Annotated in this window: 17 protein-coding genes; 14 read left to right on the plus strand and 3 right to left on the minus strand. The window is 46.0% G+C overall.

The annotated features are described in order from the left end of the window. Positions 1-13: 13 nt before the first annotated feature. From ACHZCY_RS19435 to trpS, 4 genes are all read left to right on the plus strand, one after another. A complete protein-coding gene (locus tag ACHZCY_RS19435; protein WP_319550057.1) occupies positions 14-1936 on the plus strand; it encodes a diguanylate cyclase domain-containing protein in 1923 nt (640 codons plus the stop codon). A 647-nt stretch (positions 1937-2583) separates the two neighbouring features. Next, the gene (locus tag ACHZCY_RS19440) at positions 2584-3174 is read left to right on the plus strand and encodes a nucleotide exchange factor GrpE (protein WP_319550058.1); all 591 of its coding nucleotides are present in this window, start codon (positions 2584-2586) and stop codon (positions 3172-3174) included. 108 nt (positions 3175-3282) lie between these two features. After that, positions 3283-5223, plus strand: a complete 1941-nt coding sequence (dnaK, locus tag ACHZCY_RS19445) for a molecular chaperone DnaK (RefSeq protein ID WP_205221077.1) — start codon at positions 3283-3285, stop codon at positions 5221-5223. Between the two features lie 132 nt (positions 5224-5355). Beyond that, a complete protein-coding gene (gene trpS, locus ACHZCY_RS19450) occupies positions 5356-6324 on the plus strand; it encodes a tryptophan--tRNA ligase (protein WP_205221078.1) in 969 nt (322 codons plus the stop codon). A 33-nt stretch (positions 6325-6357) separates the two neighbouring features. Here the strand turns inward: trpS and ACHZCY_RS19455 are convergent, their stop codons facing one another. Beyond that, positions 6358-6486, minus strand: coding sequence for a hypothetical protein (locus tag ACHZCY_RS19455; protein WP_319550059.1), 129 nt, complete (start codon positions 6484-6486; stop codon positions 6358-6360). 83 nt (positions 6487-6569) lie between these two features. Further along, positions 6570-7523: a peptidylprolyl isomerase gene (locus tag ACHZCY_RS19460; protein ID WP_205221106.1), complete on the minus strand. Its 954-nt coding sequence runs from the start codon at positions 7521-7523 to the stop codon at positions 6570-6572. Positions 7524-8181: 658 nt separating this feature from the next. Between ACHZCY_RS19460 and ACHZCY_RS19465 the strand changes: the two genes are divergently transcribed. The 5 genes from ACHZCY_RS19465 to folP all read left to right on the plus strand — a co-directional run bounded on the left by ACHZCY_RS19465 (position 8182) and on the right by folP (position 16781). Next, positions 8182-9483 (plus strand): 3-deoxy-D-manno-octulosonic acid transferase, encoded by a 1302-nt coding sequence (locus ACHZCY_RS19465; protein ID WP_319550060.1) that lies wholly within the window; start codon positions 8182-8184, stop codon positions 9481-9483. Positions 9484-9549: 66 nt separating this feature from the next. After that, entirely contained in the window at positions 9550-10665 is a 1116-nt protein-coding gene (carA, locus tag ACHZCY_RS19470; RefSeq protein WP_319550061.1) for a glutamine-hydrolyzing carbamoyl-phosphate synthase small subunit, read from the plus strand. 21 nt (positions 10666-10686) lie between these two features. Then, complete coding sequence (gene carB / locus ACHZCY_RS19475) at positions 10687-13917, plus strand: carbamoyl-phosphate synthase large subunit (RefSeq protein ID WP_319550062.1); 3231 nt, start codon at positions 10687-10689, stop codon at positions 13915-13917. Between the two features lie 102 nt (positions 13918-14019). Further along, the gene (ftsH, locus tag ACHZCY_RS19480) at positions 14020-15900 is read left to right on the plus strand and encodes an ATP-dependent zinc metalloprotease FtsH (RefSeq protein WP_319550063.1); all 1881 of its coding nucleotides are present in this window, start codon (positions 14020-14022) and stop codon (positions 15898-15900) included. Positions 15901-15986: 86 nt separating this feature from the next. Continuing rightward, entirely contained in the window at positions 15987-16781 is a 795-nt protein-coding gene (gene folP, locus ACHZCY_RS19485) for a dihydropteroate synthase (RefSeq protein WP_319550064.1), read from the plus strand. A gap of 52 nt (positions 16782-16833) precedes the next feature. On the opposite strand, the gene ACHZCY_RS19490 is transcribed toward folP, so the two are convergent. Next, positions 16834-19911, minus strand: coding sequence for a ChaN family lipoprotein (locus tag ACHZCY_RS19490; protein ID WP_319550065.1), 3078 nt, complete (start codon positions 19909-19911; stop codon positions 16834-16836). A gap of 278 nt (positions 19912-20189) precedes the next feature. Here ACHZCY_RS19490 and ACHZCY_RS19495 point away from each other — a divergent pair, with 278 nt between their 5' ends. The 5 genes from ACHZCY_RS19495 (at position 20190) to ahcY (ending at position 26596) form a co-directional block, all read left to right on the plus strand. Then, a complete protein-coding gene (locus tag ACHZCY_RS19495; protein WP_205221085.1) occupies positions 20190-21383 on the plus strand; it encodes a 3-phosphoglycerate dehydrogenase family protein in 1194 nt (397 codons plus the stop codon). Positions 21384-21766: 383 nt separating this feature from the next. Continuing rightward, the gene (locus tag ACHZCY_RS19500; protein ID WP_319550066.1) at positions 21767-22705 is read left to right on the plus strand and encodes a DUF362 domain-containing protein; all 939 of its coding nucleotides are present in this window, start codon (positions 21767-21769) and stop codon (positions 22703-22705) included. 349 nt (positions 22706-23054) lie between these two features. Then, a complete protein-coding gene (gene fabL, locus ACHZCY_RS19505; protein WP_394713453.1) occupies positions 23055-23801 on the plus strand; it encodes an enoyl-[acyl-carrier-protein] reductase FabL in 747 nt (248 codons plus the stop codon). A 272-nt stretch (positions 23802-24073) separates the two neighbouring features. Then, positions 24074-25237 carry a methionine adenosyltransferase gene (gene metK, locus ACHZCY_RS19510; protein ID WP_319550068.1) on the plus strand — a complete coding sequence of 388 codons (1164 nt, stop codon included), beginning with the start codon at positions 24074-24076 and terminating at the stop codon, positions 25235-25237. A 72-nt stretch (positions 25238-25309) separates the two neighbouring features. Continuing rightward, positions 25310-26596: an adenosylhomocysteinase gene (ahcY, locus tag ACHZCY_RS19515; RefSeq protein ID WP_205221089.1), complete on the plus strand. Its 1287-nt coding sequence runs from the start codon at positions 25310-25312 to the stop codon at positions 26594-26596. The last annotated feature ends 41 nt before the right edge of the window (positions 26597-26637 follow it).

Here is a 26637-nt window from a genome sequence, read left to right on the forward strand (position 1 = left end):
GTATGGAGACGAGATGGCATGTGATAGGCAAGGGGAGTTACTCCAGGCTATAAACGAGGTGTATCGTCATCTTTTGACGGAAAACGATCTTTCGAATTTGCTACAGGGGATCTGTGACAGGCTGGTAACTAACAGCCTGTTTGTATCATCGCTTATTGTGTTTATCGATGAAACGACCGGCAGCATGATTACCGCTGAAACTGGATTTGCTGCTCGTTTTCAAGAAATAATGGCCCATCTTCGCGAAGGTGTTTTGCCACCATGCGGGCTTCGGGTGTTGCAAGAGCCATCTTTGGCGACAGTTTTTTGCCGATCAGAAAAATGTATTGTATGCAATACCTTTCCTCGAGGATCGTCGTATACCGGTATCTGCACTGCGATAAGGTCTACCCCCGCACTGTATGGTTTTTTAGTGGTGCATACAACGCTGTCTGTTGGTGAGGGAGTGTCATCCATTCTTGATGTTCAGTCTTTTTCCCAGGTCGGTGAGGCTGTTGCTCATGCTTTACGCCGCTTATTTGATAAGGAGGATGCAAAGCATCGTGAAAAGGAAATGCGCCGGATTGAAGAACGCTATGAACTCGCATTACTTGCCTCCCAAGCCGGGTTGTGGGATTGGAATATTCAAACCGGTGAGATGTACACCAGCCCCAACCAAAAAGAGTATTTAGATTATCGAAGCGGCGATAAAGGGCCTGGCTCAACCAATCGCATTGTTCATCCGGATGATAAGGAAAAGGTGCTCACTATATTAAACGCGCATCTGGAAGGGCAAACTGACGAGTATAGAATCGAATACCGGGTAAAAGATGAGCATGGTGATTGGGCCTGGTATCTTGACCGGGGAAGAGTTGTTGAAAGAAATGAAAACAATATGCCGGTCAGGATGACCGGGACCCACCAGAATATAACTTTACAAAAACATAGGGAACAGGCACTTGCTGCAATCCAGCAACAGCTGCATAATGCAGTCGACCATGAACGAAATTTTTTACAGACAGTTATTGACAGTGCCGGTGATCCTGTCATGGTCATTGATTTGCAATATAACATTTTGCTTATTAATCAGACCGCGGTTGGGCTGATTAATGTTTCTGAAGCAGGTGGTTCCATGCATGGCAGAAAATGTTATGAACTGTTTTGCAGTGCAGGTGGTCCCTGCAACGACCACCGCTTTCCCTGTCCCATAAGTGCAATCAGGGAAAAAGATAATCAGGTGAAACTCATCCATAATCCCTACCATGGTAACGGTATTAATAATACCTTTGAGCTCGATATCTCACCGTTGAGAAATGCTGAAGGAGAGGTTTACGGGATTATTGAAGTTGCCAGGGATGTCACCGACAGGCTGCGAATTGAAGACGAACTTCGAGACAGCCAATCCAAGCTCTACCGGCTGGCCCATCATGACACTTTAACCGGTTTACCCAACAGGCTTTTGTTTAGAGATCGGCTCAACCAGGCGCTGATCAAGGCCGGCAGGCTTGAGAAAGGGGTAGCTGTCATGTATCTTGATCTGGATCGTTTTAAACATATCAATGATACGCTCGGTCACGATGTTGGTGATGATCTGTTGGTGGAAGTGGCTGACCGTTTTAAACGGCAGTGTCGAGCCTCGGACACGGTAGCTCGACTAGGCGGGGATGAATTTGTTTTTGTACTTGACGGAATCGGCAATAAAAAAGACGTTGCAATAATCGCTGGGAAAATTATTGCTGTCATGCAGGAACAGGTGCGGATACAAGAGCATGTTATCAGTATTTCAACAAGTATCGGCATCGCCCTGTATCCTGATGATTCATCCGACATCGACGGGGTGATCAAGTGTGCTGATATGGCATTGTACAAAGCTAAAGAGAAGGGGCGGAATACTTTTTGTTTTTATCGGTCCTCTGTCGAGGACGTGAACGCGGATTCGTCTGATGGGAAAATATAAGCTCACCTGTTAAGCTGTTCACAGTCAACGCTGAAAAACTCAGGCATTGCATTCGCTAGGTTGCCACCAGTTTGTGGCGTCAATGTACTGCGCGTGTAGTTAGTTTGAGTCGGCTCCATGCTATCTTGAAATATTATTCATACATCCAACTGTTTTGTTCCATTCAAGTTTTTATCCTTGAAGGTCAGCGTTAGGCTCCGATATCAGCTTATGTGCCTGCGGTAAAATTTTGCCTGTACAGCGAATTTGAACGAATTTGCCCGTTTTCCAGGACACCCTGTAAACATATTTGCTGCACCTTGTTGATTTGGCTCGAATTAGTTCATAGTTGCCCGATCAGCAACGGCGATTTTGTCAGGATTTAGCGTGGGGAGCTGTTCTTTTCGCCAGTGGCATCGTGTGTTGTTTTTTTAACCTTGTTCGGCAAGGGAAAAACATTTTTTATCCGGCGTAGCTTTGCTTGGCCAAGGTGTAAAAGGCTTTACACTCCCCATTTTTTCCTACTTAAATTGATTTTTCCCGCCCTTGACACTGGTTTTTGCCATACTTATTGTTGGCACCAGATTTGTCTGGCCGGTTGATTGATCTGTGTGGAATAACAGCTCAACAAGACGGTGGAAATATACTTAGGGAGAAGGAGACTTGAGGTGGTAGAAGAGACCAAAGAGCAGCAGCCTGTTGATCCGGAGGAAGAAACTGCAGTTCCTGAAGAGCCTGGTGGTGTGGAATCTGTTGTTGATGAATCTGTTGAACAACCGGAAAGAAACCTGCAGGAAGAACTTGAAGCTGCAGAGGATAAACTGCTTCGCGTCGCTGCTGAATTTGAAAATTTTAAAAAGAGAATAGAGCGCGAGCAGAGTAAACTCATGAAATACGCCGGGGAAAATATACTGCGTGAGTTACTGACAACACTTGATAATCTTTATCGTGCCATTGATCAGGGCAAAGCAGATGCCGACGATGCGAGTGCGAAACTTGAATCAATGCTTGAAGGGTTGGATCTTACCCAGAAAGGTTTGGTCGGAACTCTTGAAAAATTCGGTGTTGAACCTTTAGATGCTGTGGGGCAGGAATTTAATCCTGATGAGCAGGATGCATTGACCATGGAAAACAGCAGTGAGGTTCCAGCCAATCATGTCTTGCGCGAATTTGCCAAGGGGTATCGGTTCAAGGACAGGGTGTTGCGTCATGCTCAGGTGGTTGTCTCAAGCGGTCCCGCACTGGAAGAGGACGCATAACCGATCCCTGCAAGCAGGGGAAACAGTTTAGATAATGTTATATTAAGTAATTATTAAGGTATTTTTTACAGCTTGTAGCTGATTATTTAAGGAGACAGGAGAAGCATTATGGGAAAAATTATAGGCATTGACCTGGGTACTACCAACTGTTGTGTATCCATCATGGAGGGCGGTGATCCAAAGGTCATTGAAAATAGCGAAGGAAACAGAACCACCCCTTCAATTGTGGCATTTACAGACAATGGGGAGCGTTTGGTCGGCCAGGTTGCAAAACGGCAGGCCGTTACGAATCCGACGCGAACTCTTTTTGCCATCAAACGGCTTGTTGGGCGAAAGTTTACCGACTTGGAAGTGAAAAAATCTATTGATATCAGTCCTTTTAAGATTGTTGAAGGTCCTGGTGGCGATGCTGTGGTTGAAGTTGAGGGTAAAACCTACTCCGCAGCAGAAGTCTCGGCAATGATCCTTGGTAAAATGAAGCAGACAGCGGAAGAGTATTTGGGGGAACCAGTTGAAGATGCCGTTGTTACTGTTCCTGCATACTTTAATGATGCCCAGCGCCAGGCCACAAAGGATGCCGGAAAAATTGCCGGTCTGAATGTGCAACGTATTATCAATGAGCCGACCGCTGCCTCCCTTGCCTATGGTCTGGATAAAAAAGGCGAAGAAAAAATCGCTGTTTTCGATCTGGGTGGCGGTACTTTTGACGTGTCCATCCTTGAGATCGGCGACGGTGTGTTTGAGGTCAAATCCACCAACGGTGACACCTTCCTTGGTGGTGAAGATTTTGATATGCGGATCGTTAACTGGCTTGCCGACGAATTCAAGCGTGATAATGGGGTGGATCTCCGCAATGACAATATGGCCCTGCAGCGGTTAAAAGAAGAAGCTGAGAAAGCAAAGAAAGAGCTTTCTACCGCTATGGAGACCGATATTAACCTGCCATTTATCACCGCAGATGCATCCGGACCAAAGCATCTCAACATCAAGTTGAGTCGTGCTAAACTGGAAGCACTGGTAGAAGATTTGATCGAACGTACTGCAGGTCCATGTAAGGTGGCACTTGCTGATGCCGGACTCAACGCTTCAGAGATCGACGAGGTTATTCTTGTAGGTGGCATGTCTCGTATGCCTAAGGTGCAGGAAAAGGTTAAATCCATCTTTGGTAAAGATCCGCATAAGGGGGTAAATCCAGATGAGGTTGTTGCCATCGGTGCTGCCATCCAGGGTGGCGTGCTTCAGGGTGACGTGAAGGATGTACTGCTGCTTGATGTTACGCCACTTTCCCTTGGTATTGAAACGCTCGGTGGAGTAATGACCAAGCTTATCGAGAAGAATACCACTGTACCAACCAAGAAAAGTCAGGTCTTCTCGACAGCTGCAGATAATCAGCCTGCGGTTTCCATTCATGTTCTTCAGGGCGAGCGTGAAATGGCCCAAGATAACAAGACCATTGGCCGATTCGAACTGGCTGACATTCCTCCGGCCCCGCGTGGTGTGCCGCAGATTGAGGTTGCCTTTGATTTGGATGCCAATGGTATTCTTCATGTTTCAGCAAAAGATCTTGGCACCAACAAGGAACAGTCCATTCGCATTACAGCCTCTTCCGGCCTTTCTGAAGACGAAATCGAGAGGATGAAGAAGGATGCTGAGTTGCATGCCGATGAAGACAAGAAACGTAAGGAGCTGGTAGAAGCGAAAAATAACGGCGATGCAATGATCCACATGACTCAGAAGAGCTTGACAGAGCTTGGTGATAAGGTGGATGCTGAGACCAAGGGAAATGTAGAAAAAGAAATTGAAAATCTGAAAAAAGCGCTTGAAACTGACGATGTTGATAGCATCAAGTCTGCAACAGAAGCTTTGACCCAGGCGTCACATAAACTTGCCGAACTGATGTATGCTCAGGCTTCACAGGATCAGCCTGGCGGTGGATCTGGTGCTGCAGGAGCTGCCGGTGGCGCTGCAGGAGCAGGCGCAGCAGGAGGCGGTAAAGGTAAAGGTGATGATGACGACGTTGTTGATGCTGACTTTGAAGAGGTAAAATAAGCAGAGAGTTACTTTTCTTTTTTTCAGTGCGAATGGGAGTGCGGTTCAATCTGCACTCCCATTTTTTTTTGTTTTGCGCTATAGATGATCTGTCAATTTTCCCTTCACTGAAATTCTTTATACAAACTACCTATGAAACGCATATTATCGGGTATTCAACCTTCCGGTAAACTACACATCGGAAACTATTTTGGCATGATGCAGACCATGATTCGGCAAATGGAGTCAGCAGATCTGTACGTGTTTATTGTCGATCTCCACGCCCTGACATCTGTGCATGATCGTGAGCGCCTGCGAAAGGGCACCCTTGAGGCTGCTGCAGATTTTCTTGCGCTCGGTCTTGATCCAGAACGTTGCACCTTCTGGGTGCAGTCAGATGTGCCGGAGGTCTGTGAGTTGACCTGGATGCTGTCGACCATTACCCCGATGGGACTTTTGGAGCGATGTCATTCTTACAAGGATAAAGTAGCCAAAAATATTGCACCAAGTCATGGCCTCTTTTCCTATCCTGTGCTCATGGCGGCTGATATTCTTTTATATCAGGCAGAAATTGTGCCGGTTGGTAAGGATCAAAAGCAGCATCTGGAAGTTGCACGCGATATAGCCATCAAGTTTAATAATACCTTTGGCGAGACTTTTGTGGTACCCGAACCTGCTATCAGCGGATCTACAGCGATCGTTCCCGGGTTGGACGGTCAAAAAATGTCTAAGTCCTACGGCAACACCATTCCAATTTTTATGGATGAGAAACCGTTGCGTAAGGTCGTCATGTCCATCCAGACCGATTCTACTCCGGTGGAAGAGGCAAAGGATCCTGAGACATGTAACCTCTATGCTTTGCTCAAATTGTTTGCGTCTCCTGAAAAAATGGCAGAGGTACATGATTTGTATGTCAATGGCGGGGCTGCTTACGGGTATTTGAAGCAGGACCTTTTTGAATTGATTAATGACTATTTTGTAGACGCAAGGGCTAAAAAGAAAGATCTGTTGAACAACCTGGATTATCTGCGGGAGGTCCTTGCCGGAGGGGCGGAAAAGGCACGGGAAAAGGCAACGGTAACCCTGGACCTGGCGCGAGATAGAATTGGATTGAAATATTAATTGTGCCGAGAACCCCGGGAAATGTGAGGAGAGCTAATCGTGTAGTGGTCTTTGGTGCTGCCGGCGGTTAATAAGCAGCAGGCCGACCAGGACAAGACCGCAGCCTATTATCAGAGACGTATCAACCTTCTCTCTGTCTGCAGTAATAATGGATCTGTTCATGTGCCGGTTTGAAATCAAAATAAAAAAGGCGGTATTCCCGAGGGATCCCGCCTTTTCGAACAGCTTGCAGTGTCTTTTATAGGCTAAAAATCAACAAGTTCCACATCAAAGACCAGCCATGCATTGGGGGGGATTACCCCGCCTGCGCCTTGTTCCCCGTAAGCCAGGTTCGGTGGAATAATAAGGGTGCGTTTTTCTCCTTTCTTCATTGCACTAAGCGCTTCATCCCAGCCACGAATGACTCTTCCTTGGCCCACCGGAAACTGAATGGGTTCTTTGCGGTCATAGGAGCTGTCAAATTTTTTATTGTTAGACAGGAGGCGGCCTGTATAGTGAGCACTGATGACATCACCTTGTTTGGGGGTTGGGCCGCTGCCTTCTGCTTCAATCTGGTAATAGAGTCCTGAACGGGTTTTATGGGCTTCCGGCCATTTATCCTTGATCAGTTTTTTGATTTTTTCGTTTTCTTTTTTTAATGCGCCGTTTTTCGAATCTTCAATTTCAGCCACTGCTTTATCAAAAGCAGCCTGGTTTATTTTGAATTTCTCGGCATCCTTGCCAACTCGGATAATTTCTATTTTTTCGATAACATCGCCCTGGGCAATAGCATTAACAACGTCTTGCCCCTCAATCACTCTACCGAAAACCGTATGTTTACCGTCAAGATGGGGGGTGGGTACGTGGGTAATGAAAAATTGACTGCCATTGGTTCCTGGTCCGGCATTAGCCATGGACAGAATGCCTGGTCGATTGTGTTTTAATGAAGGATCAAATTCGTCAGGGAAGGTATAGCCAGGACCACCTGTGCCGGTTCCCAGTGGACATCCGCCTTGGATCATGAAATTGTCAATTACTCTGTGAAAAGTGAGACCGTCATAAAAGGGCTTTTCGGTTGGTTTGTCAAAGCCACCGAGATGAAGACTGCCTTCTGCCAGTCCTGCGAAATTAATAACCGTCAAGGGGGTTTTGTCATAATACAGCTTGAGGAGTATATCTCCTTTTTGAGTGGCTATGTTAGCGTACAATCCATCTTTCATTTTTTTTTCCTCATTTTTTGCTGATACCGGTTGTCCGAGTCCAAAAAGCAACGCAGTCAGGAGTAGAGTGGTGAGCCATTTGTTCATTGTCGTCTCCGGCATGTCTGTTCGTTCCGTGTAGCCTGGCCTGTGAGCGATAAAGATGGAACGTATGGTTACGGCTTTCCTTTAATAGATGCATGACCGTGCTGTAAGGGCACGTTGAACTCCCGATTGGGGAAGGGTGCGGGCCTTTAGGAAAGCTTACTAAGAATGGTCTGGCTTGCTTACAAATCAAAACAGGGATTGTCAATGATAAATTCCACTGTAGATTGCTGAATGTACTTCTTCTCGCCTCGGATTTGTATAGGCTCAGGCATCGCGAGACTTAAATTTTATGCTACCGGTACCATTGGTAAGCGCAAGACTTTTGGAAGGCGAACGAAATGGGAGGTATTCAACATAGTCTTAAGAAATTGGGTGCGATTGAAGACATTCACACAACGCTCAGAGGCAATCCAAACGAGGAGCAGAACGATTTGTCTCGTGAAGCTACAAGGATAAAAAACACTGATAGGGTTGTTTTAGCGAATTTAGGATGAACTTTGTTGACTGACGCCATAAATCCTGTTTTAATATAATGTTTTTGCGCTTTCTCTTTCAATAAGCCGGTGCTCATGTGAACAATATTCTGTACTTGGGATACGGTATAGTCGGAACAGGTATTTATTTTTTGTTACGCCTGTTTCTTCCCCTACTCAGGCATCTAGGGAAAAGGTACAGTTACGGACTTGAGCAGCGACTCGGGCTCTATAATGAAAACCTTTTACCGGAAATTCAGTGCCAAAGGCGGCTTTGGCTGCATGCTGCATCGGTAGGCGAAGTGCGCGCTGCTGTCATTGTAGCCGATGCTCTCTTGCAGACAATACCCGGATTGAGTGTAGTTTTGACTACAACCACCGAACAGGGAAACAAGGTCGCTAAAAAACTGTTTCCTGAAAATATCCCATGCCTCATGGCGCCACTGGATGTGCCGATTGTTGTTGCCAGGGCTCTGCAAAAGATAGCTCCAGACGTATATGTCTGTCTTGAGACAGAACTTTGGCCGGTTATGTTGAGCATGCTAAGAAAGCGAGGTACAGCTGCCGCACTGCTTAACGGGCGTTTGTCGGAACGTTCTTTAGGGCGTTACTTGTATTTGAAGACGTTTATGGGGCAGTTACTGCAGGGGTTTGAGTGGATTGCAACTATTACCAGTGAGGATGCTTCGCGTTTTGCTCGCTTAGGCGCGGCCCCTGATCGGATAGAAGTTTGCGGTAACGTAAAATCTGCGATGGTAAAAGGGGATATCCCCCTCCGTAGAGATCGTTACCGAAAGATTCTTCAGGTGGAGGCAGAGAAGGTTTTTCTCTGCGGTTCCACCCATTCCGGTGAAGAGGAACAATTGCTGCCTGTCTATCGGCGGCTTTCTGCACAACGCGACATACTGTGGTTGCTTGCACCCAGACATCTTGAGCGGATAAAGGAAGTTGCCGCGTTGTTGCTGACGGATGGACTTCAGTTTCATTACTATACGGAATTGAAAAATGGTGGGAAACGAAGCCATTCTGTCGTCCTCGTGGATACCATGGGGGACTTGGTCGATCTTTACAGTGCCGGTGATTATAACTTCTGTGGTGGAAGCCTGGTTGAACGAGGAGGGCATAATATACTTGAAGCAGTCCAACAGGAGCGTCCAGTATACTACGGTCCCTTTATGAACGATTTTCACCAGGAAGCAGCATTGCTTGAGTCGGCAGGGTGTGGCTTTTCTGTTAGAGATGCTGACCAATTAGCCTGTTTGCTGCAGCAGCATGACCGGCATCAGGAAAAATATGAGCAGGCTTGTGAACAGGCCAGACACCTGGTTTTAACTGGTGCTGAGATTATAGAAAAACAGGTTAACCTGGTGAACGATCTCTTTGAAAATAAAAGGAAATAGGTTTGTAGAGAAGCGCCTCTCAGGCATTATTCACATTTTTCACAATAAAATGATAAAAGACACTTTATGAAAGCATTGATTGGGCTTGAAGACGGTACAGTAATATCAGGATATTCATTTACAGGACCCGGGGAGGCCTTGGGCGAAATAGTTTTTAACACCAGCATGAGTGGGTATCAGGAGGTGTTGACTGATCCTTCGTACACTGCCCAATTGGTAACCATGACATATCCCTTGATTGGTAACTACGGTGTTAATGCAGAGGATATGGAGTCTGCGTCAGTTCATCCACGTGCATTTTTAATGCGGGAGTATCAAGCTCAGCCCAGTAACTATCGATCCACCTCTGATTTAGCATCCTTTTTACAACAATACAATGTACTCGGGATCGAAGGCCTTGACACCAGGATGCTTACCCGGCTGATACGTAACACTGGTGCCATGAAGGCTGTTATTTCCACCGAAGATCTGGATGCTGATTCGTTGGTACAACGAGCCAGGCAATGGCCGGGGCTGGTTGGCCGGGATATGGTCAAGAGAGTGAGCTGTGAGACCCCTTATCTCTGGACTGATAAAGGACCCGAGCAGGGAAAAGGCTTCGAGAGTGGTGGAAAAGAAAAGTTTAAGGTCGTGGCTTATGATTTTGGCGTGAAGTACAATCAGCTACGGCTTTTGAAACAGTACGGGTGCCAGGTCGTTGTGGTGCCCGCGACAACTTCTGCAGCGCAGGTGCTGGCGCTTGAACCGGACGGAATTTTTCTTTCCAACGGGCCCGGTGACCCTGCCGGTGTTGAGGGTGTTGTTGAAAATATAAGACAATTACTTGGTGTTAAACCTATTTTTGGTATTTGTCTTGGGCACCAGATGCTTGCTCTCGCATATGGAGGCTCCACCTATAAGCTTAAGTTCGGCCACCGTGGAACGAATCAACCGGTAAAGGATCTCACTACCGGTAAAATCGAAATTACTTCACAAAATCATGGTTTTTGTGTTGACCCTGAAAAATTACCACCTGAAGTCGAAGTAACCCATATCAATCTCAATGATAACAGTCTGGAAGGAATGCGGCATTTAAAGTATCCTGCCTTTTCCGTCCAGTATCATCCTGAATATGCTCCCGGTCCACATGATGCAGAGTATTTATTTGGCCGTTTTATTGAACTCATGCAGCATTCATTCTGATCTCTTATTTGATAACGTATCATGCCTAAACGAACAGATATAAGTAAAATCCTCATCATTGGCTCCGGGCCCATTATCATTAGCCAGGCCTGTGAATTTGATTACTCTGGAGCACAGGCTGTTAAGGCTCTAAAAGAAGAAGGATTCGAGGTGATTTTGATTAACTCGAATCCTGCCACCATCATGACCGATCCCGGGCTTGCTGATCGGACCTATATAGAGCCAATTACGCCGGAGTGCGTGGCCAAGGTCATAGAACGGGAACGACCGGATGCATTGTTGCCGACTCTGGGTGGGCAGACCGGACTGAACACTGCCATTAAGGTCGCCGAAATGGGGGTGCTTGAAAAATATGGCGTAGAAATGCTTGCCGCAAATATCGACGTCATTCAAAAGGCGGAAGGCCGTGAAGAGTTTCGCGATGCCATGCGGAAAATTAACCTGAAGGTGCCGGAATCGGCCATTGTGCACACGATTGAAGATGCAATGGAAGCGGGCAGTGAAATAGGGTTTCCCATAATTGTGCGACCAAGTTTCACCTTGGGGGGGACCGGCGGCGGTGTTGCCTACAACCGGACCGAGCTTAAAGAACTTGCCACCGCAGGACTTGATCTATCCATGACCACAGAGGTGATGATTGAGCGAAGCCTCCTTGGGTGGAAAGAATATGAGCTTGAGGTTATGCGTGATAAAAACGACAACGTCGTCATTATTTGCTCCATTGAAAATATTGATGCGATGGGCGTTCACACGGGTGATTCCATTACCGTAGCCCCAGCGCAAACACTTACTGATCGAGAATATCAGGAGATGCGTGATGCGGCCATTGCTATTATCCGTGAAATCGGTGTGGAAACAGGAGGTTCCAACGTACAGTTTGCCGTCAACCCTGCAGACGGGGAGTTGATGATCATTGAAATGAACCCCAGGGTGTCCCGCTCTTCTGCGCTGGCCTCTAAAGCAACCGGGTTTCCCATTGCTAAAATTGCAGCCAAGCTGGCTGTTGGCTATACGCTGGATGAAATTAAAAATGATATCACCCGTGAGACCTACGCATCTTTTGAACCAACCATAGATTATTGCGTGGTCAAGATACCGCGATGGACCTTTGAAAAATTTCCGGAAACCGATGATATTCTCACCACTGCCATGAAATCGGTAGGGGAAACCATGGCCATGGGACGTACTTTTAAGGAAGCATTCCAGAAAGGAATCCGCTCCTTGGAAATAGGCCGTATGGGATTTGGCTTTGATCGTAAGGACGAGATGGTCGAACTGCACCAGGATGACTTGGATCGTGGTCTTACCCGGCCGAATTCACGCCGCATGAGCTATATATTTGAGGCTTTAAGGCGCGGAATGGAGGTTGAGCGGATCTATGAGTTAAGCCATATCGACCCCTGGTTTTTGTATAATTTCCGCCAGATCGTAGACAAGGGAGTGGAAATTGGCGAAAAAGGATTTAGCGGGCTGGACAGTGATGCGCTTTATTTAGCCAAGCAGTATGGTTTTTCGGATGTGCAGCTGGCTATCCTTACCGGTACTTCTGAAGAGGATATTCGTCAGTTGCGAATTAAAAAAGGGTTGGAGCCTGTTTACAAGCTCGTAGATACCTGTGCCGCTGAGTTTGAATCGTACACTCCATACTACTATTCAACCTATGAGCAAGAAGATGAGGTTGAGGTTACTGATCGGAAAAAAATAATTATTTTAGGTGGCGGTCCTAATCGTATCGGACAGGGCATAGAATTCGATTATTGCTGCGTTCATGCTTCCTTTGCCTTGAAAGAGATCGGAGTTGAGTCGATCATGGTTAATTCAAATCCGGAGACCGTTTCCACGGATTACGACACCTCGGATAAGCTCTATTTTGAGCCTTTAACCAGAGAAGATGTGCTGAATATTATAGAACGGGAAAAACCTGACGGGGTGATTGTCCAGTTTGGTGGTCAAACGCCGCTTAATCTTGCTATGCCATTGGATAAGGCGGGTGTTCCTATCATCGGTACACCTCCCGATGCCATTGACCGTGCAGAGGACAGAAAACGGTTTCAGCAGTTTCTGCAAAAGCTTGGTCTCAGGCAGCCGGAAAACGGTACAGCCCACACCTTGGAAGAAGCACTGCAGGTGGCAGGTCGGATCGGTTACCCTGTGGTCATGAGACCATCGTACGTTCTCGGTGGGCGCGATATGCGGATTGTCTACAATGAAGAGGGTATACGCGACTTTATGAATTTGCCGGGAATAGCTGGAGCAGAGCACCCTGTTTTGCTCGATCAATTTTTAAAAGATGCCATTGAAGTTGATGTGGATGCAGTCTCCGATGGTACCATGAGTGTGGTCGGTGGCATTATGCAGCACATCGAAGAAGCCGGCATCCATTCTGGTGATTCAGCCTGCGTTTTACCGCCCCATACCTTACCCGCTACCATGGTAGATGAAATTACAAGGGCGACCAAGTCCATGGCCGAAGAACTGGGAGTTATTGGGTTGATGAACGTCCAGTTTGCCGTAAAAGGCGATATTTTATATGTACTGGAAGTTAATCCGCGGGCTTCGCGAACCGTTCCCTTTGTTTCCAAGGCAACAGGCGTCGAGTTGGCCAAAATTGCGACCAAGGTGATGATGGGGTTAAGTCTTGAGGACTTGGGCTTTACCCAGGAAAAGCAGCTTAGCCACTGGGCTGTAAAAGAAGCTGTCTTTCCTTTTGATCGCTTTGAAAATGTGGATACCCTGCTTGGGCCGGAAATGAAATCCACGGGTGAGGTTATGGGGATAGATGATAATCTCGGCCAGGCCCTTGCTAAAGCGCAATTGGCAGCGGGATCGAGCTTGCCGCTTAAAGGGAATGTCTTTGTATCGGTCCGCCATGGAGACAAGGATGCCGTTGTGCCGGTTGCAAGGAAATTTGTTGAGTTAGGCTATTCTCTTCTTGCCACAAAGGGGACTGCAGCCAGGCTTTCCGACTATGGTATTGAATGTACAGAGGTGAATAAAATTTCCCAGGGAAGACCACATATTCTTGATAAAATAGAAGATGGGGCTGTACAATTGATTCTTAACACTTCAGCGGGCAATCGAACCACTGAAGATGCATATACCATCAGGCGTGCAGCCTTGGATTATCACATTCCCTATTCCACAACCATTACTGGTGGGTGGTCCATGGCACTTGCAGTTGAGTCCCTTCTTGCGCAGGAGGTTGGTGTGAAAACTGTACAGGAATTTTCTAAAACCATTGACGGAAAATAAAACAGTATTACTGTAAAACAAAATTATACGCCTGGCGTGGTACTCAAAAAGGTTATACTGCCAAATGGTTACACGTCAACAGCATCATAGTGGAGAGTTTTTTTGAATACTTTTTATAAAAATCTGAGCATGTGGCTGGTCATAGGTCTGACTATGATCTTGCTGTTTAACTTGTTTAACAAACCTCATTCAGCCAGTAACTCTGTGACATACAGCGAGTTTTGGTCAAGCGTGGATAGTGGTGCCATCACCAAGGTTAATATCCAGGGTGAAAAAATTACCGGTTCTGGTCTTGATGGGCGTCCATTTACAACCGTGGCTCCCGATGATACAGAACTTATCCCCATGCTCAGACAGTCTGGAGTGGATATTTCTGTTAAAGAGCCTGAGCAAACGCCTTGGTATTTGACTATACTGATATCCTGGTTTCCGATGCTGCTTTTGATTGGGGTGTGGATTTTCTTTATGCGCCAGATGCAGATGGGCGGTAAAGGCGGGGCTCTTTCATTTGGCAAAACCAGGGCAAAACTCCAGGGAGAAGGGGAAGTACAGGTTACGTTTAAAGATGTTGCCGGTATTGATGAAGCCAAAGAAGAACTCGAAGAGATAATCGATTTCCTGCGCGATCCTCAGAAATTCACAAAGCTGGGTGGAAGAATACCCAAAGGTGTTTTGCTTGCAGGTTCTCCTGGGACAGGAAAAACTTTACTTGCCCGAGCCATTGCCGGCGAGGCCGGAGTTCCGTTTTTCACCATCTCTGGTTCTGATTTTGTTGAAATGTTTGTCGGGGTAGGGGCCTCAAGGGTTCGTGACCTCTTTAATCAGGGTAAAAAACATGCGCCCTGTATTATATTTATTGACGAAATTGATGCTGTAGGGCGTCATCGTGGAGCTGGGCTCGGTGGAGGGCATGACGAGCGCGAACAGACCTTGAACCAACTGCTGGTTGAAATGGATGGGTTTGAGGGCAATGATGGGGTTATTATTATTGCTGCCACTAACCGACCTGATGTACTTGATCCAGCATTACTCAGACCAGGTCGTTTTGATCGTCAGGTAATGGTGCCGGTGCCGGATGTGAAAGGACGAGAAAAGATTCTTGAAATTTATGGCAAAAAAACCAAGTTGGCAGATGATGTCGACATGGGGGTGATTGCTCGGGGTACACCTGGATTTTCTGGTGCTGACCTGGAAAATCTCGTCAATGAGGCTGCTCTTATGGCAGCCAGAAAAGGTAAGGACCAGGTTGATGCTGAGCAGTTGGAAAAGGCCAAAGATAAGGTAATGATGGGCGCAGAGAGAAGATCAATGATTATCTCCGACAAAGAGAAAGAGATCACTGCCTATCATGAAGCAGGACATGCCTTGGTTGCTCGCTTTCTGCCAGGAACAGATCCCATACATAAAGTGACCATTATCCCCAGGGGTAGGGCTCTTGGTTTGACAATGCAATTGCCCATGGATGAAAAATATACACATGCTCGTGGTTTCTTGCTTGATTCCATTGCCATTCTATTTGGCGGTAGGGTCGCTGAAAAACTTGTATTTAATGAGATTACCACAGGTGCAGGCAATGATATTGAACGTGCCAGTGAGCTCGCCCGAAAAATGGTGTGTGAATGGGGAATGAGTGACGAACTCGGACCTCTTGCGTATGGTAAGAAAGATGAGCAGATTTTCCTCGGACGGGAGATTGCCCAACATCGTGATTATAGTGAGTTGACAGCCCAAAAAATTGATGATGCTGTGAAAAAGATCATTCTCGAGGGTAATGAAAGAGTCACAAAACTTCTTCAGGATAACATGGACATCCTGGATGCGGTGGCTGCTGAATTGCTTGAGAAAGAGACAATTATGCTCGAAGACATGAATCGTATAATTGTTAATCTCAGAGGTGAAGAAGAAGCTGGTGTAAACACTACTGAAAAGAGTGAAACGGAGCCATCTGACGCTACTGAGGAGCATGAAACCGCCGAAGCCTAATTTGCAGCAAATGTAGGCACGTAGAAATTTGAGCCGGTAGACTGCTTGCAGTCGACCGGCTCTTTTTATTTATTGGAGATGTATTCATGGCAAGTGCAACAAAGGTTATGGGGATACTCAATGTTACTCCTGATTCCTTTTCAGATGGCGGCCGGTACACCAATAAGGATGCTATTCAAAAGCAAATCGTTAAGCTCGTTGAGGATGGAGCGGACATTATTGATGTGGGAGGGGAGTCATCCAGACCTTTTGCTGAAGCGATCGATGCGGATGAGGAGATGGCAAGAGTTCTGCCTGCAATTATTCAGATTCGCCAATTCACTTCCATTCCTGTTTCCATTGACACAACCAAAGCTCTTGTCGCAAAAGCTGCTCTTGCTGCGGGTGCTACAATGGTCAATGACATTTCAGCCCTCCGCCAAGACCCAGAAATGGTAGAGGTGGTAGCCAGTTACAGTGGCCCCGTGATCATAATGCACATGCAGGGTAACCCAGATACTATGCAGATCGCCCCTCAATACACTGATGTTGTTGAGGAAATAAATACTTTTTTTACTCAACGGCTAGCCTGGATGGAAAAAAAGGGAATTGATCGCCGGCGAATTATTATTGATCCTGGCATTGGTTTTGGCAAAAGCGTAGACCATAATCTGGCCATACTACGAAATATCAAGGAATTTAAAAAACATGGATGCCAAGTGCTGGTTGGCCACTCACGCAAGTCGTTTTTTGACCACTTGCTAGGCATACCTGTCACGGAACGTGATCTCCCGACCGCCATTGTATCAGCTTTGTGCGTGCAAAAGGGTGTTGATATATTGCGAGTTCATGATGTGAAAAAGAATGTTTGCGCAGTGGCTCTCAGCTCGGCCCTCTCATAGCTGGAGGTTCTTGTTTAAGTTCAACGAACCTTTGCAATAAGCTTTTCTCCCTTCAAGGCATCTTTATCTTTGGGTGAGCCTTTGGCATCATTGTCTGTTGAATGGAGGAGAGTTCCACTTGGAAGTCGTAGAGCTTTTCACCTCTTATGATTTGAGCGCTGACCGTGTCCCCGGCCTTAGTGTCAAGGAGGCTGATTTTGATATCGGCGACACTGGCGACAGGATTGTTGTTAATTTGTTTGATAATATCCTGTGGCATCAGACCTGCCTTGCCTGCCAAACCATGAGGGCTTATTTGACGTATTCTCACTTGTCCATTTTCTTCCTCTTCGAGTATAACCCCGATTTTACCCACTGCAGCTAGTTCAACGCTTGCTGTGTCCATCAGTATATCGGCAGGGGCCGGCATTCCTGCATCAGAGGATAGCCTGCCTGCTGGAACGATAATTTTTTGGGCAATGTTGTTCATTCTTCTTTGCACCCTAGGGGGAATGCCGTTAATTTTATGCACATGTCCTGTCCCGGCAAGAACAATGATCTGTTTTTCAGGAAATTGTTGCAGGATATTGATTATAGATGTAGCCATGGTTTCATCCCATAATGCCTGGGCCTGAAGAAAACCGGGAAACCCTCCTGAAGAATGAGGTGTCTGATGCATTTTGAAGACCGAAGTAAGTCGTTGTTCATATCCGGGAAGTATAAGGTCACGATCCTCTGGAACACTGGCTCGCTGTTCTACTGATAATGCATCTGTTGTTCCGGTACGATACAATGTTCTTGTTATCTGTTTGTCTAGGTTCAGGCCAATAAGAGGTATTTTTTTAGCTTTTGCAAAACCTATAATATCGCGGTATAGCCGGTAGTCGTATCCCCAAACTTTAAAATATTGTGACTGTTTAATGAATTCGGACTCGCTCTGGATGGTCCCGTCGATATAGTCATCAAGCGCTTGCTGCGAGGAAGTGGGAAACATCTCCATTCCTATGACCAGATTTGGGTTTAGTTGAAAGAGTCCTTGGATTATCTGCAGTTGAAGTAAATGGGCACCATAGTCGGTATGTGTTTCGCCCACATAAATTACTTTCGAGTCTTTTATATTTGTAAGAATTTCTGAAAAGTCCATGGGGGCTTTGGTCGGTACACCTCCAGGAAGTGAGAGTAAAGGATAGTGGTCTCCATCGTCTGCCGGACTGGTTTTTTTTTGTTGTATGTTGCCGTTGTTGAAGCCAAGGACGGAATATTGTCCGTAGTGAAACAGTTTGCCGGCAACAGCCTGGGTTTGAAAAAAATCTTCGCTGTCTACCAGGACCATAACCTGCCTTTGATGAAAAGGGCTTGGGTGCACTGCCAGCGAAAAATCAAAATCTGCTGCTTTTTTGTCGGCAAAAAGACTGCTGCGATGGCTGCTGGCTCCGGCAAAAAGCCAGGATCCTTTCTGTAGAGCACTGTTTGTTACATTTTTTGGGCTGATAACGTTGCCTCCCCGCTTCTGAAGGAGGTTTATCAACGGTTGATACGTTGCTGCTTGTTTTTCAGAAACCAAGATATTCATCGGGCTTGCAGCCAGAAAATGAGCCCAAGTCACTCTTCTTTCCCCAGCTCCAAGACTTCGCATAAGGTCGTATTTCGGGTCTAGGGTTATGGACACCGGAAGGGTATCTGTGGTAACGGCAAACCTTTTTTGCGTGCTATTGGTGGTAAGTGTTTTTTGTATTGGCTCACCCATAGTTTCGATTCGTATGGGGACATCAATTGCATATGGTTTTTCCGTATGTTGGACGATATCAAAAGCAACAGAGGCTTGACCGCCTTTGGGCTTTACGTCTATTTTTTCTATGGACAGCGAGGGGATATCCTCACGGTCTACCCATTGGTCGAAAAAAGCAGCTAAGTTTGTGTCGGAAACCTCAGCAAAAGCATCTTGAATATCCTGCCAGCCAGCCCTTTGGAAACGGTTTGTTTGATAAAAGAGAGCGAGTGCTTTAAAAAAGTTGTCTCGACCGATTTTCTGATGAAGCATATGGAAAATCATTGATCCCTTATCATAGCCTACTGCCCTGAGCATACTTGATTGTGGCTGGTTATCGCTCGGATTGTGAAAATTACGCATTGAAGGTGGTGTGCCGGCTGCAACGTAGGCATCGTATCGAACAAGCTGTTTTTTTCGGTACTGAATGTCTTTTCCAGCTTTAGCAGCCAGGTGTTGATCTGCAAGGTAGGTTGTCAGCCCTTCTGCCCAGTTTCCATCATCATGACGAATAAAAATACTGTTACCGAACCAGGAGTGAAGAATTTCATGACCCAAAGAGGTGTCCACAATAAAGGGAAGGCGAACAACAGCTTGGCCAAGGAGGGTAAAACCGGGCATTCCGTAGCCGGTGGGAAGCCTGTTCTCCACAATACTATAGCGGGAGTAAGGAAAGGGACCAATCAAATTTTCATACTCACGGATGTAGGACGCCGTTTTTGCCAGATATTGTTTCATCAGATGAGCATCTTCTTTAAAAAAATAAGCATAAATCGTCAGATTTTGCAGTTGTTTACTCTGGATGACATATGGCCCTGCAATCAAGTGCATGCTCTGAAGAGGGTGGTTGAAGGAGGCATGTACATGCTTGTTGCTGCCGGAAACCGTTGTGGTAATCTCTTCTGCTTCAGTAATAGCTGAAAAATGCTGAGGGATAACCGCATCAAGAGAGAAAAGCATGTCTTGTTTGCCTAATGGATGCCAAAACCCAGCAAGTGTTATCCCGTTATCGGCAATAAGATTGTCCCTGTCCAATACATGAGCTGTTGAGAGTTCCCAAGAGATATAAAGCTGCTGCGGTAGGTGTGATGCCGCGATAAAAATGTCGTTTTTTTCTCCGGCAATAACTTTGACAGGGGTGGTTTTCTCTTTTTCAAGGACTATCCCGGTGAGTGAGAGCGGGCCGCCTTCCAGATACAGCTCAGTCTGTTGAGGAATGCTGATACGCGATGTTGCATACAGCGTCTGCTTGTTTATATCAAAACTGAGGGATATATGGTGGTGGATGGGGGCAACCATAGTATTGGCCGAAGCATGGTTGCAGGGAAGAAAAGAAGGAAAGATAAAGAACAGGAAAATAAAAATGAATAATGTGTTTTTCATGAAGTGTCAGTTTTTGGTAGTATGATTTGAAAGAATGGCTAAATACTAATCATTTATTATCTGTTAGAAAAGGTTACTTCTCTATTGGACATGCTTCTGCTTGACAAGGTCCAAAAGATCGTTGTAGGGTCTGCCGTTAAATTTTATATCAATTTGTCAACAGGTTGCGTTCGCCTGCCAGGGTGTGCACTGTTTTACCGCACCTGATACAACAGACTGTTTGAGTTTCGCAACTGACTGCTTTGCATCCTTTAATGATGACCAGAAAGAGGACATTTATGCAATTATTTCGTATCAAGACGATGAATGCCATTGCTCCGGAAGGGCTGGCACTTTTAACAGACCGTTATATTGTAGACCCGGAAGAGAGCGACCCGGAAGGGTTGGTTGTACGGAGTTCTCAGGTGGATTTGAATCTTTTTCCAAATTTGCTGGGCGTCGCTAGAGCCGGTGCCGGCGTTAATAATATACCGGTTGACGAAGCTTCTGAGAAAGGAATCTGTGTATTTAACGCACCAGGTGCAAATGCCAATGCTGTAGTGGAGTTGGTCTATACGACTTTAGGTATCTGGCTGCGTAATGTGGAAAAGAGTATCTCATTTTGTAAAGATCTCAATAAATTGAAGGATGATGACTCCATAAACATTGAAGTGGAAGCGCAGAAAAAGAAGTTTAAGGGCGAAGAAATGGCGGGAAAGACCCTTGCCGTGGTTGGACTTGGAAAGATTGGAGTGGGCGTCGCCAATGCAGGGTTACATCATGGGATGAAGGTTATCGGGTTTGATCCTTTTCCAGCTATGGATAATATTCATGGGCTTTCGCCGGAAGTAACACTTTCAAGATCCCGTAAAGAAGCGCTTGGACAGGCCGACTTTATCAGCGTGCATATTCCTTTAAACAAAAATACCCGCGGATATGTGACACAAAAGGATTTTTTAGAGTTTGTGAAAGATGATGCCATTCTTATAAATTATGCCAGGGGACCTATTGTTGATGAAGATGCTGTGTTGGCAGCACTTGCAAGTGGCAAACTGAGAGGCCATATATCTGATTTTCCCTCGGTGAAGTTTATCGGCCATGAGAAGATTATTGTTACACCGCATTTGGGAGCCTCTACTTCAGAGTCTGAAGAAAACTGCGCGGTGATGGCCGTTAGAGAGTTGAAAAGCTATCTGGAATACGGCAACATTGTTCACAGTGTCAATTTCCCCAACATTGAAACCATTCCAACGGTAGATGTTCATACACGATTAACGGTCATTAATCGTGATCAACCCGGAATGATTGGTCTGGTGACAAACATCCTTGGTGCACATCATATTAACATCATGAACTACACTAATAAAAGTAATGGAACTTTAGGCTATAATATTATTGACTGTGCAGGTCCTGTTCCAGCTAGTGTAGAAAAGGAAATTTGTCAGCAGGAAGGCGTGTTACGGACCCGAAGTATTGCCTTTCACGAGGCGTAATATAACCATAATCAGCACTGTGGATTTTGTATGTCAGTGAGGGTGTATAAAAAATATCCAATTGGGGGTCTATTGGGAGATATGGAGTATAAAAAATAGTATTGCATGGTAATTATTTGATATGTTAAGTGTTTTTTTTGATCCATTCTTTTTTTAGCCCAGGCGAGGTTAAAAAAAATGAACTACTTTGCGGGGCTTGAAGCAAGAGAGAATAAAATTCCATGTAACACCTTGAAAAAAGGGTAATATTTTTTTGGGCCCTGGTTTTTTTCTGGCATGAATAATGCTAAATTTAAAATGATTCTTCATCTTCTCTCCTTTGCCGACTTGATCCTTTTACTTTTGAGGGTCAAGTCGGTTTCTTTTTAGCAAAATCGTTTTTTATGAAGAGCTCTATTCCGCAGGTGGCTTTGCTGCCTTTAGCAACGTATGCTCAAGATTCTCTTGACAATGTGGTGAATCAGTTGCTTTCAGTAACCTGCGGAGGAGGCTCTTTTGCAGGTTCTCAGGTACTGATCAAACCAAATTTGATTTGCGCCCGTAATGGAGGTCTAGCATGCAGTGAACCTGTTTTGCTGGAATCGGTTGCCAGATGGTTTCTTGACCAGGGGGCGAAGGTAAAGCTTGGTGACTCTCCAGCTTTTGGTTCAGCAAGGTCTGTGCTGGAGGCAATAGGAGCACTTGCGGGTTTGAGCAATTTAGGGGTCGAAATTGTAGAGTTTAATCAAACGGAAAAAATAGCCTTGCCGGATGGAAAAGAGCTGAGAGTAGCTACGGCACCCAGGGAATGTGACATATTGGTAAATGTACCTCGTGTCAAAGCCCATGCCCAAGCGCGAGTGACCATGGCGGTAAAAAATATGTTTGGCTGTGTTGCCGGTTTAAGAAAGGCATGGTGGCACATGGCATATGGTGGGAAAAATGGAAGCTTTGCAGAGCTTATCCTTCAGTTGCTTCCCGCCTTTCCCCACAGCCTGTCATTGCTCGATGGTATAAAGGCAATGCATGTGAGCGGACCAATTCATGGTGAGCCTTTCTCTGTTGGGGTTCTTGGTTGTTCTGCTAATGCGATTGCTCTGGATACCGCTTTTCTTGATATACTTGGGATAAATCCGGCAGATTGTCCTCTTTGGGCTACTGCTGCCGGAAAAGGGTATGCAGGAGTTTCGCTGGACCATATAGAATGGACTTTTTTGCAAAGTGATACATTGAACGTGGAAGGATTTATAGTTCCTGAGAAGTTAATGCCTATTCGCTTTCATCCCCTCCGTTTTATAAAAAGTTCTATACGAAGAATAGCCCAGCCTATACTACAGCGATAGCCGAAAGGAAAATGGCAAGGATAAGCTGCTACCTAAATCTTGCATGTCAAACATGACAAAAACGCTTTTAGTTATTTTTTTCCAGACTGTTATCGGTTTTATCAACAAGAAATCAGTTCACTTTTAATGTGAGTTAGGTTTAAGAGCATTTTTCTCATGCTTGCCACCCTTCGGGATTGCCGATTTTACCGAATCTGCTTTGTTTGCGCACACTTGAAGTACTACAGTACGTCTGCGTGTACGCAGCCTCGCACCTTCGGCAAACTTGGCAATTGCAGGATTTAGGTGCTAATTAATTATATACAAGTTTTATACTACTGTTTTTGTTCAGGATTATAATATGAAAAATATGCAGGGAAAAACAGCGTTAATAACAGGTGGATCTCGTGGCATTGGTCGGGCTATTGCCCTCCGCCTTGCCGAGTGTGGCGTTAATATCATTGTCAATTTTGTTCGCCACCGCAGTGATGCCGACCAGGCTGTTGAGGCTATTAAGGCGAAAGGAGTACAGTGCTTTGCTGTCAAGGCTAATATTGCTGATGAAATCCATGTTGCGCAACTATTTGAAAGTATAAAGGAACATGGCGTTGAGCATTTGGACATTGTTGTTTCCAATGCTGCCTCCGGAGTGCTGAAACCTGCCATGGAGCTGACGCCTCGTCACTGGGACTGGGCAATGAATATTAATGCCCGTGCCTTGTTGTCATTGACGCAACATGCACTACCGATGATGGGGGAGGGAGGAAGGATTATAGCCATTTCGTCCATGGGGTCGGTGCGGGCCATTCCCGATTATACCGTTGTCGGAGCGTCAAAAGCCGCTTTAGAGTCATTAGTGCGTCATTTAGCGGTTGAAATTGGTCCGAAGAAGATCACCATTAACACTTTGAGCGCCGGTGTTGTGGATACCGATGCCTTAAAGAAATTTCCTAACCGGGAAAAGATATTGGAAGCAGCGGAACAGCGTACCCCCCTTGGTCGTCTGACCACACCGGAAGATGTTGCGGATGTCGCCCTGTTTTTATGCAGCGACCTCGCCTCCATGGTACATGGGCAGGTCGTGGTCGTAGATGGTGGCTATGCCATTCAGGGATAAGGACTGCAAGCAGGTACACTTTACAATTTTTTTTCATCATTATGAAGAAGTGGCTTAAGCCTCGTCACAGTTGGTTGATATTGTTGTAAATCACCTTCATGGTCTCATGGGGTGGTCACTTGTTCAGATTATCGCATGAGCAAATATTGTCGCAATTCTAACATATTTAGGTTGAATTGACCGGGATATGGATGTAGAATCTTTACCCCTTTACTATACGCAAAATCAGAAGGACGATTGAAAACCAATTATCTCCTTAAGGAGTCAACTATATGTCAAATCATTTGTTTACGTCAGAATCAGTATCTGAAGGGCATCCGGATAAAGTAGCTGATCAAATTTCTGATGCCATTCTTGATGCTATTCTTGCCCAGGATAAACACTCCCGTGTCGCTTGTGAGAGTCTTGTTACCACAGGAATGGCACTGATTGCAGGAGAAATTACTACCTCGGCCTGGGTTGATATGCCGGAGATTGTTCGTCAGACAATACGTGAAATAGGCTACAACTCTTCAGATATGGGATTTGACTGGCAGTCCTGTGCGGTTATGACCTCCATTGACAAGCAATCGGCTGACATCGCCGTAGGGGTTGACGAAGGAACCGGACTTGACTTGGATCAGGGCGCCGGCGACCAGGGGCTTATGTTCGGCTACGCTTGTGATGAAACAGATGTTTTGATGCCCATGTCCATAACCTATGCCCATCGTTTGGTAAAGCGGCAGGCTCAGATACGTAAGGCTGGTGTTTTGCCGTGGCTACGACCAGATGCCAAGAGTCAGGTAACCATTGAATATGAAAATGATATTGCCAAACGAATAGAGGCGGTTGTTCTTTCCACCCAACATGCCCCGGAAATAACCCATGCAGACTTGAAAGAAGGGGTCATGGAAGAAATTATTAAGCCTATTCTTCCTGCCAATATGGTGGATGCGGACACTAAATATTTTATCAATCCCACAGGTCGTTTTGTCATCGGTGGGCCTGTAGGGGATTGCGGTCTTACAGGTCGGAAAATTATCGTGGATACATATGGCGGGCGTGGTTCACACGGTGGCGGTGCTTTTTCCGGCAAGGATCCATCCAAAGTCGACCGCTCTTCCGCGTACATGGGACGGTATGTTGCCAAAAACATTGTGGCGGCAGGGCTTGCTAAAGAAGTTGAGGTGCAGGTAGCCTATGCCATCGGTATCTCTCAACCGGTATCTATTAACGTAAAAACATTTGGGACAGGCAAGGTAAGCGAAGAAAGATTGATTGAGGTTATTCGCCAGGTATTTGACTTGCGACCTAAGGCCATCGTCCAAAAGCTTGATCTCTTACGACCTATTTATAGGAAAACTGCAGCTTATGGCCACTTTGGCCGTGAGCTTCCTGAGTTTACCTGGGAAGCTATCGATAAGGTCGAAGCACTGAGGGACGCAGCCGGACTATAATCTTTGGATGTAGTTGAGCTATAAATTTAGAATTGATGAAGCATTTTTTGAAAAAAGATGCAGGAGCAATGTATGACCGATTATAAAGTTGCAGATATGAGTCTTGTCGAATGGGGCAGAAAAGAGATTGCCATAGCCGAGACCGAAATGCCGGGTTTGATGGCCCTGCGAGAAGAGTATAAAGGTAGCAAACCGCTAGCAGGAGCACGTATCGGCGGCTGCCTGCATATGACCATCCAGACCGCAGTTTTAATGGAGACTCTGGTTGACTTGGGTGCTGAGCTGCGCTGGTCTTCCTGTAATATTTTTTCCACCCAGGATCACGCTGCAGCTGCAGTGGCGGCTGCAGGAATCCCGACCTTTGCTTGGAAGGGAGAGACCGAGGAAGAATTCTGGTGGTGCATCGAACAGACTATCTTTGGCCCCGATGACTGGCGGCCCAATATGATTCTCGATGATGGTGGTGACCTGACCCTGATAATGCATCAGAAATACCCTGAATTGATGAAGGATGTGCGTGGTATTTCTGAAGAAACAACCACAGGGGTTCTGCGCCTCAACGAGATGGCCCAGGACGGAAAATTGCTTTCGCCTGCTATTAATGTCAATGACTCGGTTACCAAATCAAAGTTCGACAACCTGTATGGATGTCGGGAGTCATTGCTTGATGGTATAAAACGCGCCACAGATGTCATGATCGCCGGTAAAATTGGTGTCGTTGCCGGCTACGGTGATGTCGGTAAGGGGTGTGCACAGGCACTGCGTGGTATGGGGGCTACTGTCCTGGTAACCGAAATAGATCCTATTTGTGCGCTGCAGGCGGCCATGGAAGGGTACCGGGTTGTAACCATGGAAGAAGCCGCCGCAGTAGGTGAAATTTTTGTTACTTGCACCGGTAACTTAAGGGTTATCAGCAGGGCTCATATGGATATGATGAAGGACCAGGCCATTGTATGCAACATTGGTCACTTTGATTCTGAGATCGATATTGCAGGCATTCGTGAACTGGAATGGGAAAACATCAAGCCCCAGGTTGACCATGTTATCTTTCCTGATGGCAAGCGATTGATCATTCTTGCTGAAGGTCGACTGGTTAACCTCGGCTGCGCTACTGGTCACCCAAGTTTTGTCATGAGTAATTCCTTTGCCAATCAGGTTCTTGCTCAGATTGAATTGTGGAATAATGCAGAAAAATATGAAAATAAAGTCTATTTTCTGCCTAAAGAACTCGATGAGAAAGTCGCAATGTTGCATTTAAAGAAAATTGGTGCAACACTTACCGAGTTGACACAGGAACAGGCTGAGTATATCGGTGTGACTGTAGAAGGTCCGTTCAAACCTGAGTATTATAGATACTAAACCCAGACGTCTCTTTACGGGCAGGATGCTTTAGGCGTTCT

Origin of the sequence: Desulfogranum marinum (genome assembly GCF_963675105.2) — a bacterium.
Taxonomy (GTDB): domain Bacteria; phylum Desulfobacterota; class Desulfobulbia; order Desulfobulbales; family Desulfobulbaceae; genus Desulfogranum; species Desulfogranum marinum.

Excerpts from the sequence above, each read along its gene's own strand:
- ACHZCY_RS19435 (WP_319550057.1), top strand. The coding sequence starts at position 14 with ATGGCATGTGATAGGCAAGGGGAGTTACTCCAGGCTATAAACGAGGTG.
- dnaK (WP_205221077.1), top strand. The coding sequence starts at position 3,283 with ATGGGAAAAATTATAGGCATTGACCTGGGTACTACCAACTGTTGTGTA.
- trpS (WP_205221078.1), top strand. The coding sequence starts at position 5,356 with ATGAAACGCATATTATCGGGTATTCAACCTTCCGGTAAACTACACATC.
- ACHZCY_RS19455 (WP_319550059.1), bottom strand. The coding sequence starts at position 6,486 with ATGAACAGATCCATTATTACTGCAGACAGAGAGAAGGTTGATACGTCT.
- ACHZCY_RS19460 (WP_205221106.1), bottom strand. The coding sequence starts at position 7,523 with ATGAAAGATGGATTGTACGCTAACATAGCCACTCAAAAAGGAGATATA.
- carA (WP_319550061.1), top strand. The coding sequence starts at position 9,550 with ATGAAAGCATTGATTGGGCTTGAAGACGGTACAGTAATATCAGGATAT.
- carB (WP_319550062.1), top strand. The coding sequence starts at position 10,687 with ATGCCTAAACGAACAGATATAAGTAAAATCCTCATCATTGGCTCCGGG.
- folP (WP_319550064.1), top strand. The coding sequence starts at position 15,987 with ATGGCAAGTGCAACAAAGGTTATGGGGATACTCAATGTTACTCCTGAT.
- ACHZCY_RS19490 (WP_319550065.1), bottom strand. The coding sequence starts at position 19,911 with ATGAAAAACACATTATTCATTTTTATTTTCCTGTTCTTTATCTTTCCT.
- ACHZCY_RS19495 (WP_205221085.1), top strand. The coding sequence starts at position 20,190 with ATGCAATTATTTCGTATCAAGACGATGAATGCCATTGCTCCGGAAGGG.
- ACHZCY_RS19500 (WP_319550066.1), top strand. The coding sequence starts at position 21,767 with ATGAAGAGCTCTATTCCGCAGGTGGCTTTGCTGCCTTTAGCAACGTAT.
- fabL (WP_394713453.1), top strand. The coding sequence starts at position 23,055 with ATGCAGGGAAAAACAGCGTTAATAACAGGTGGATCTCGTGGCATTGGT.
- metK (WP_319550068.1), top strand. The coding sequence starts at position 24,074 with ATGTCAAATCATTTGTTTACGTCAGAATCAGTATCTGAAGGGCATCCG.
- ahcY (WP_205221089.1), top strand. The coding sequence starts at position 25,310 with ATGACCGATTATAAAGTTGCAGATATGAGTCTTGTCGAATGGGGCAGA.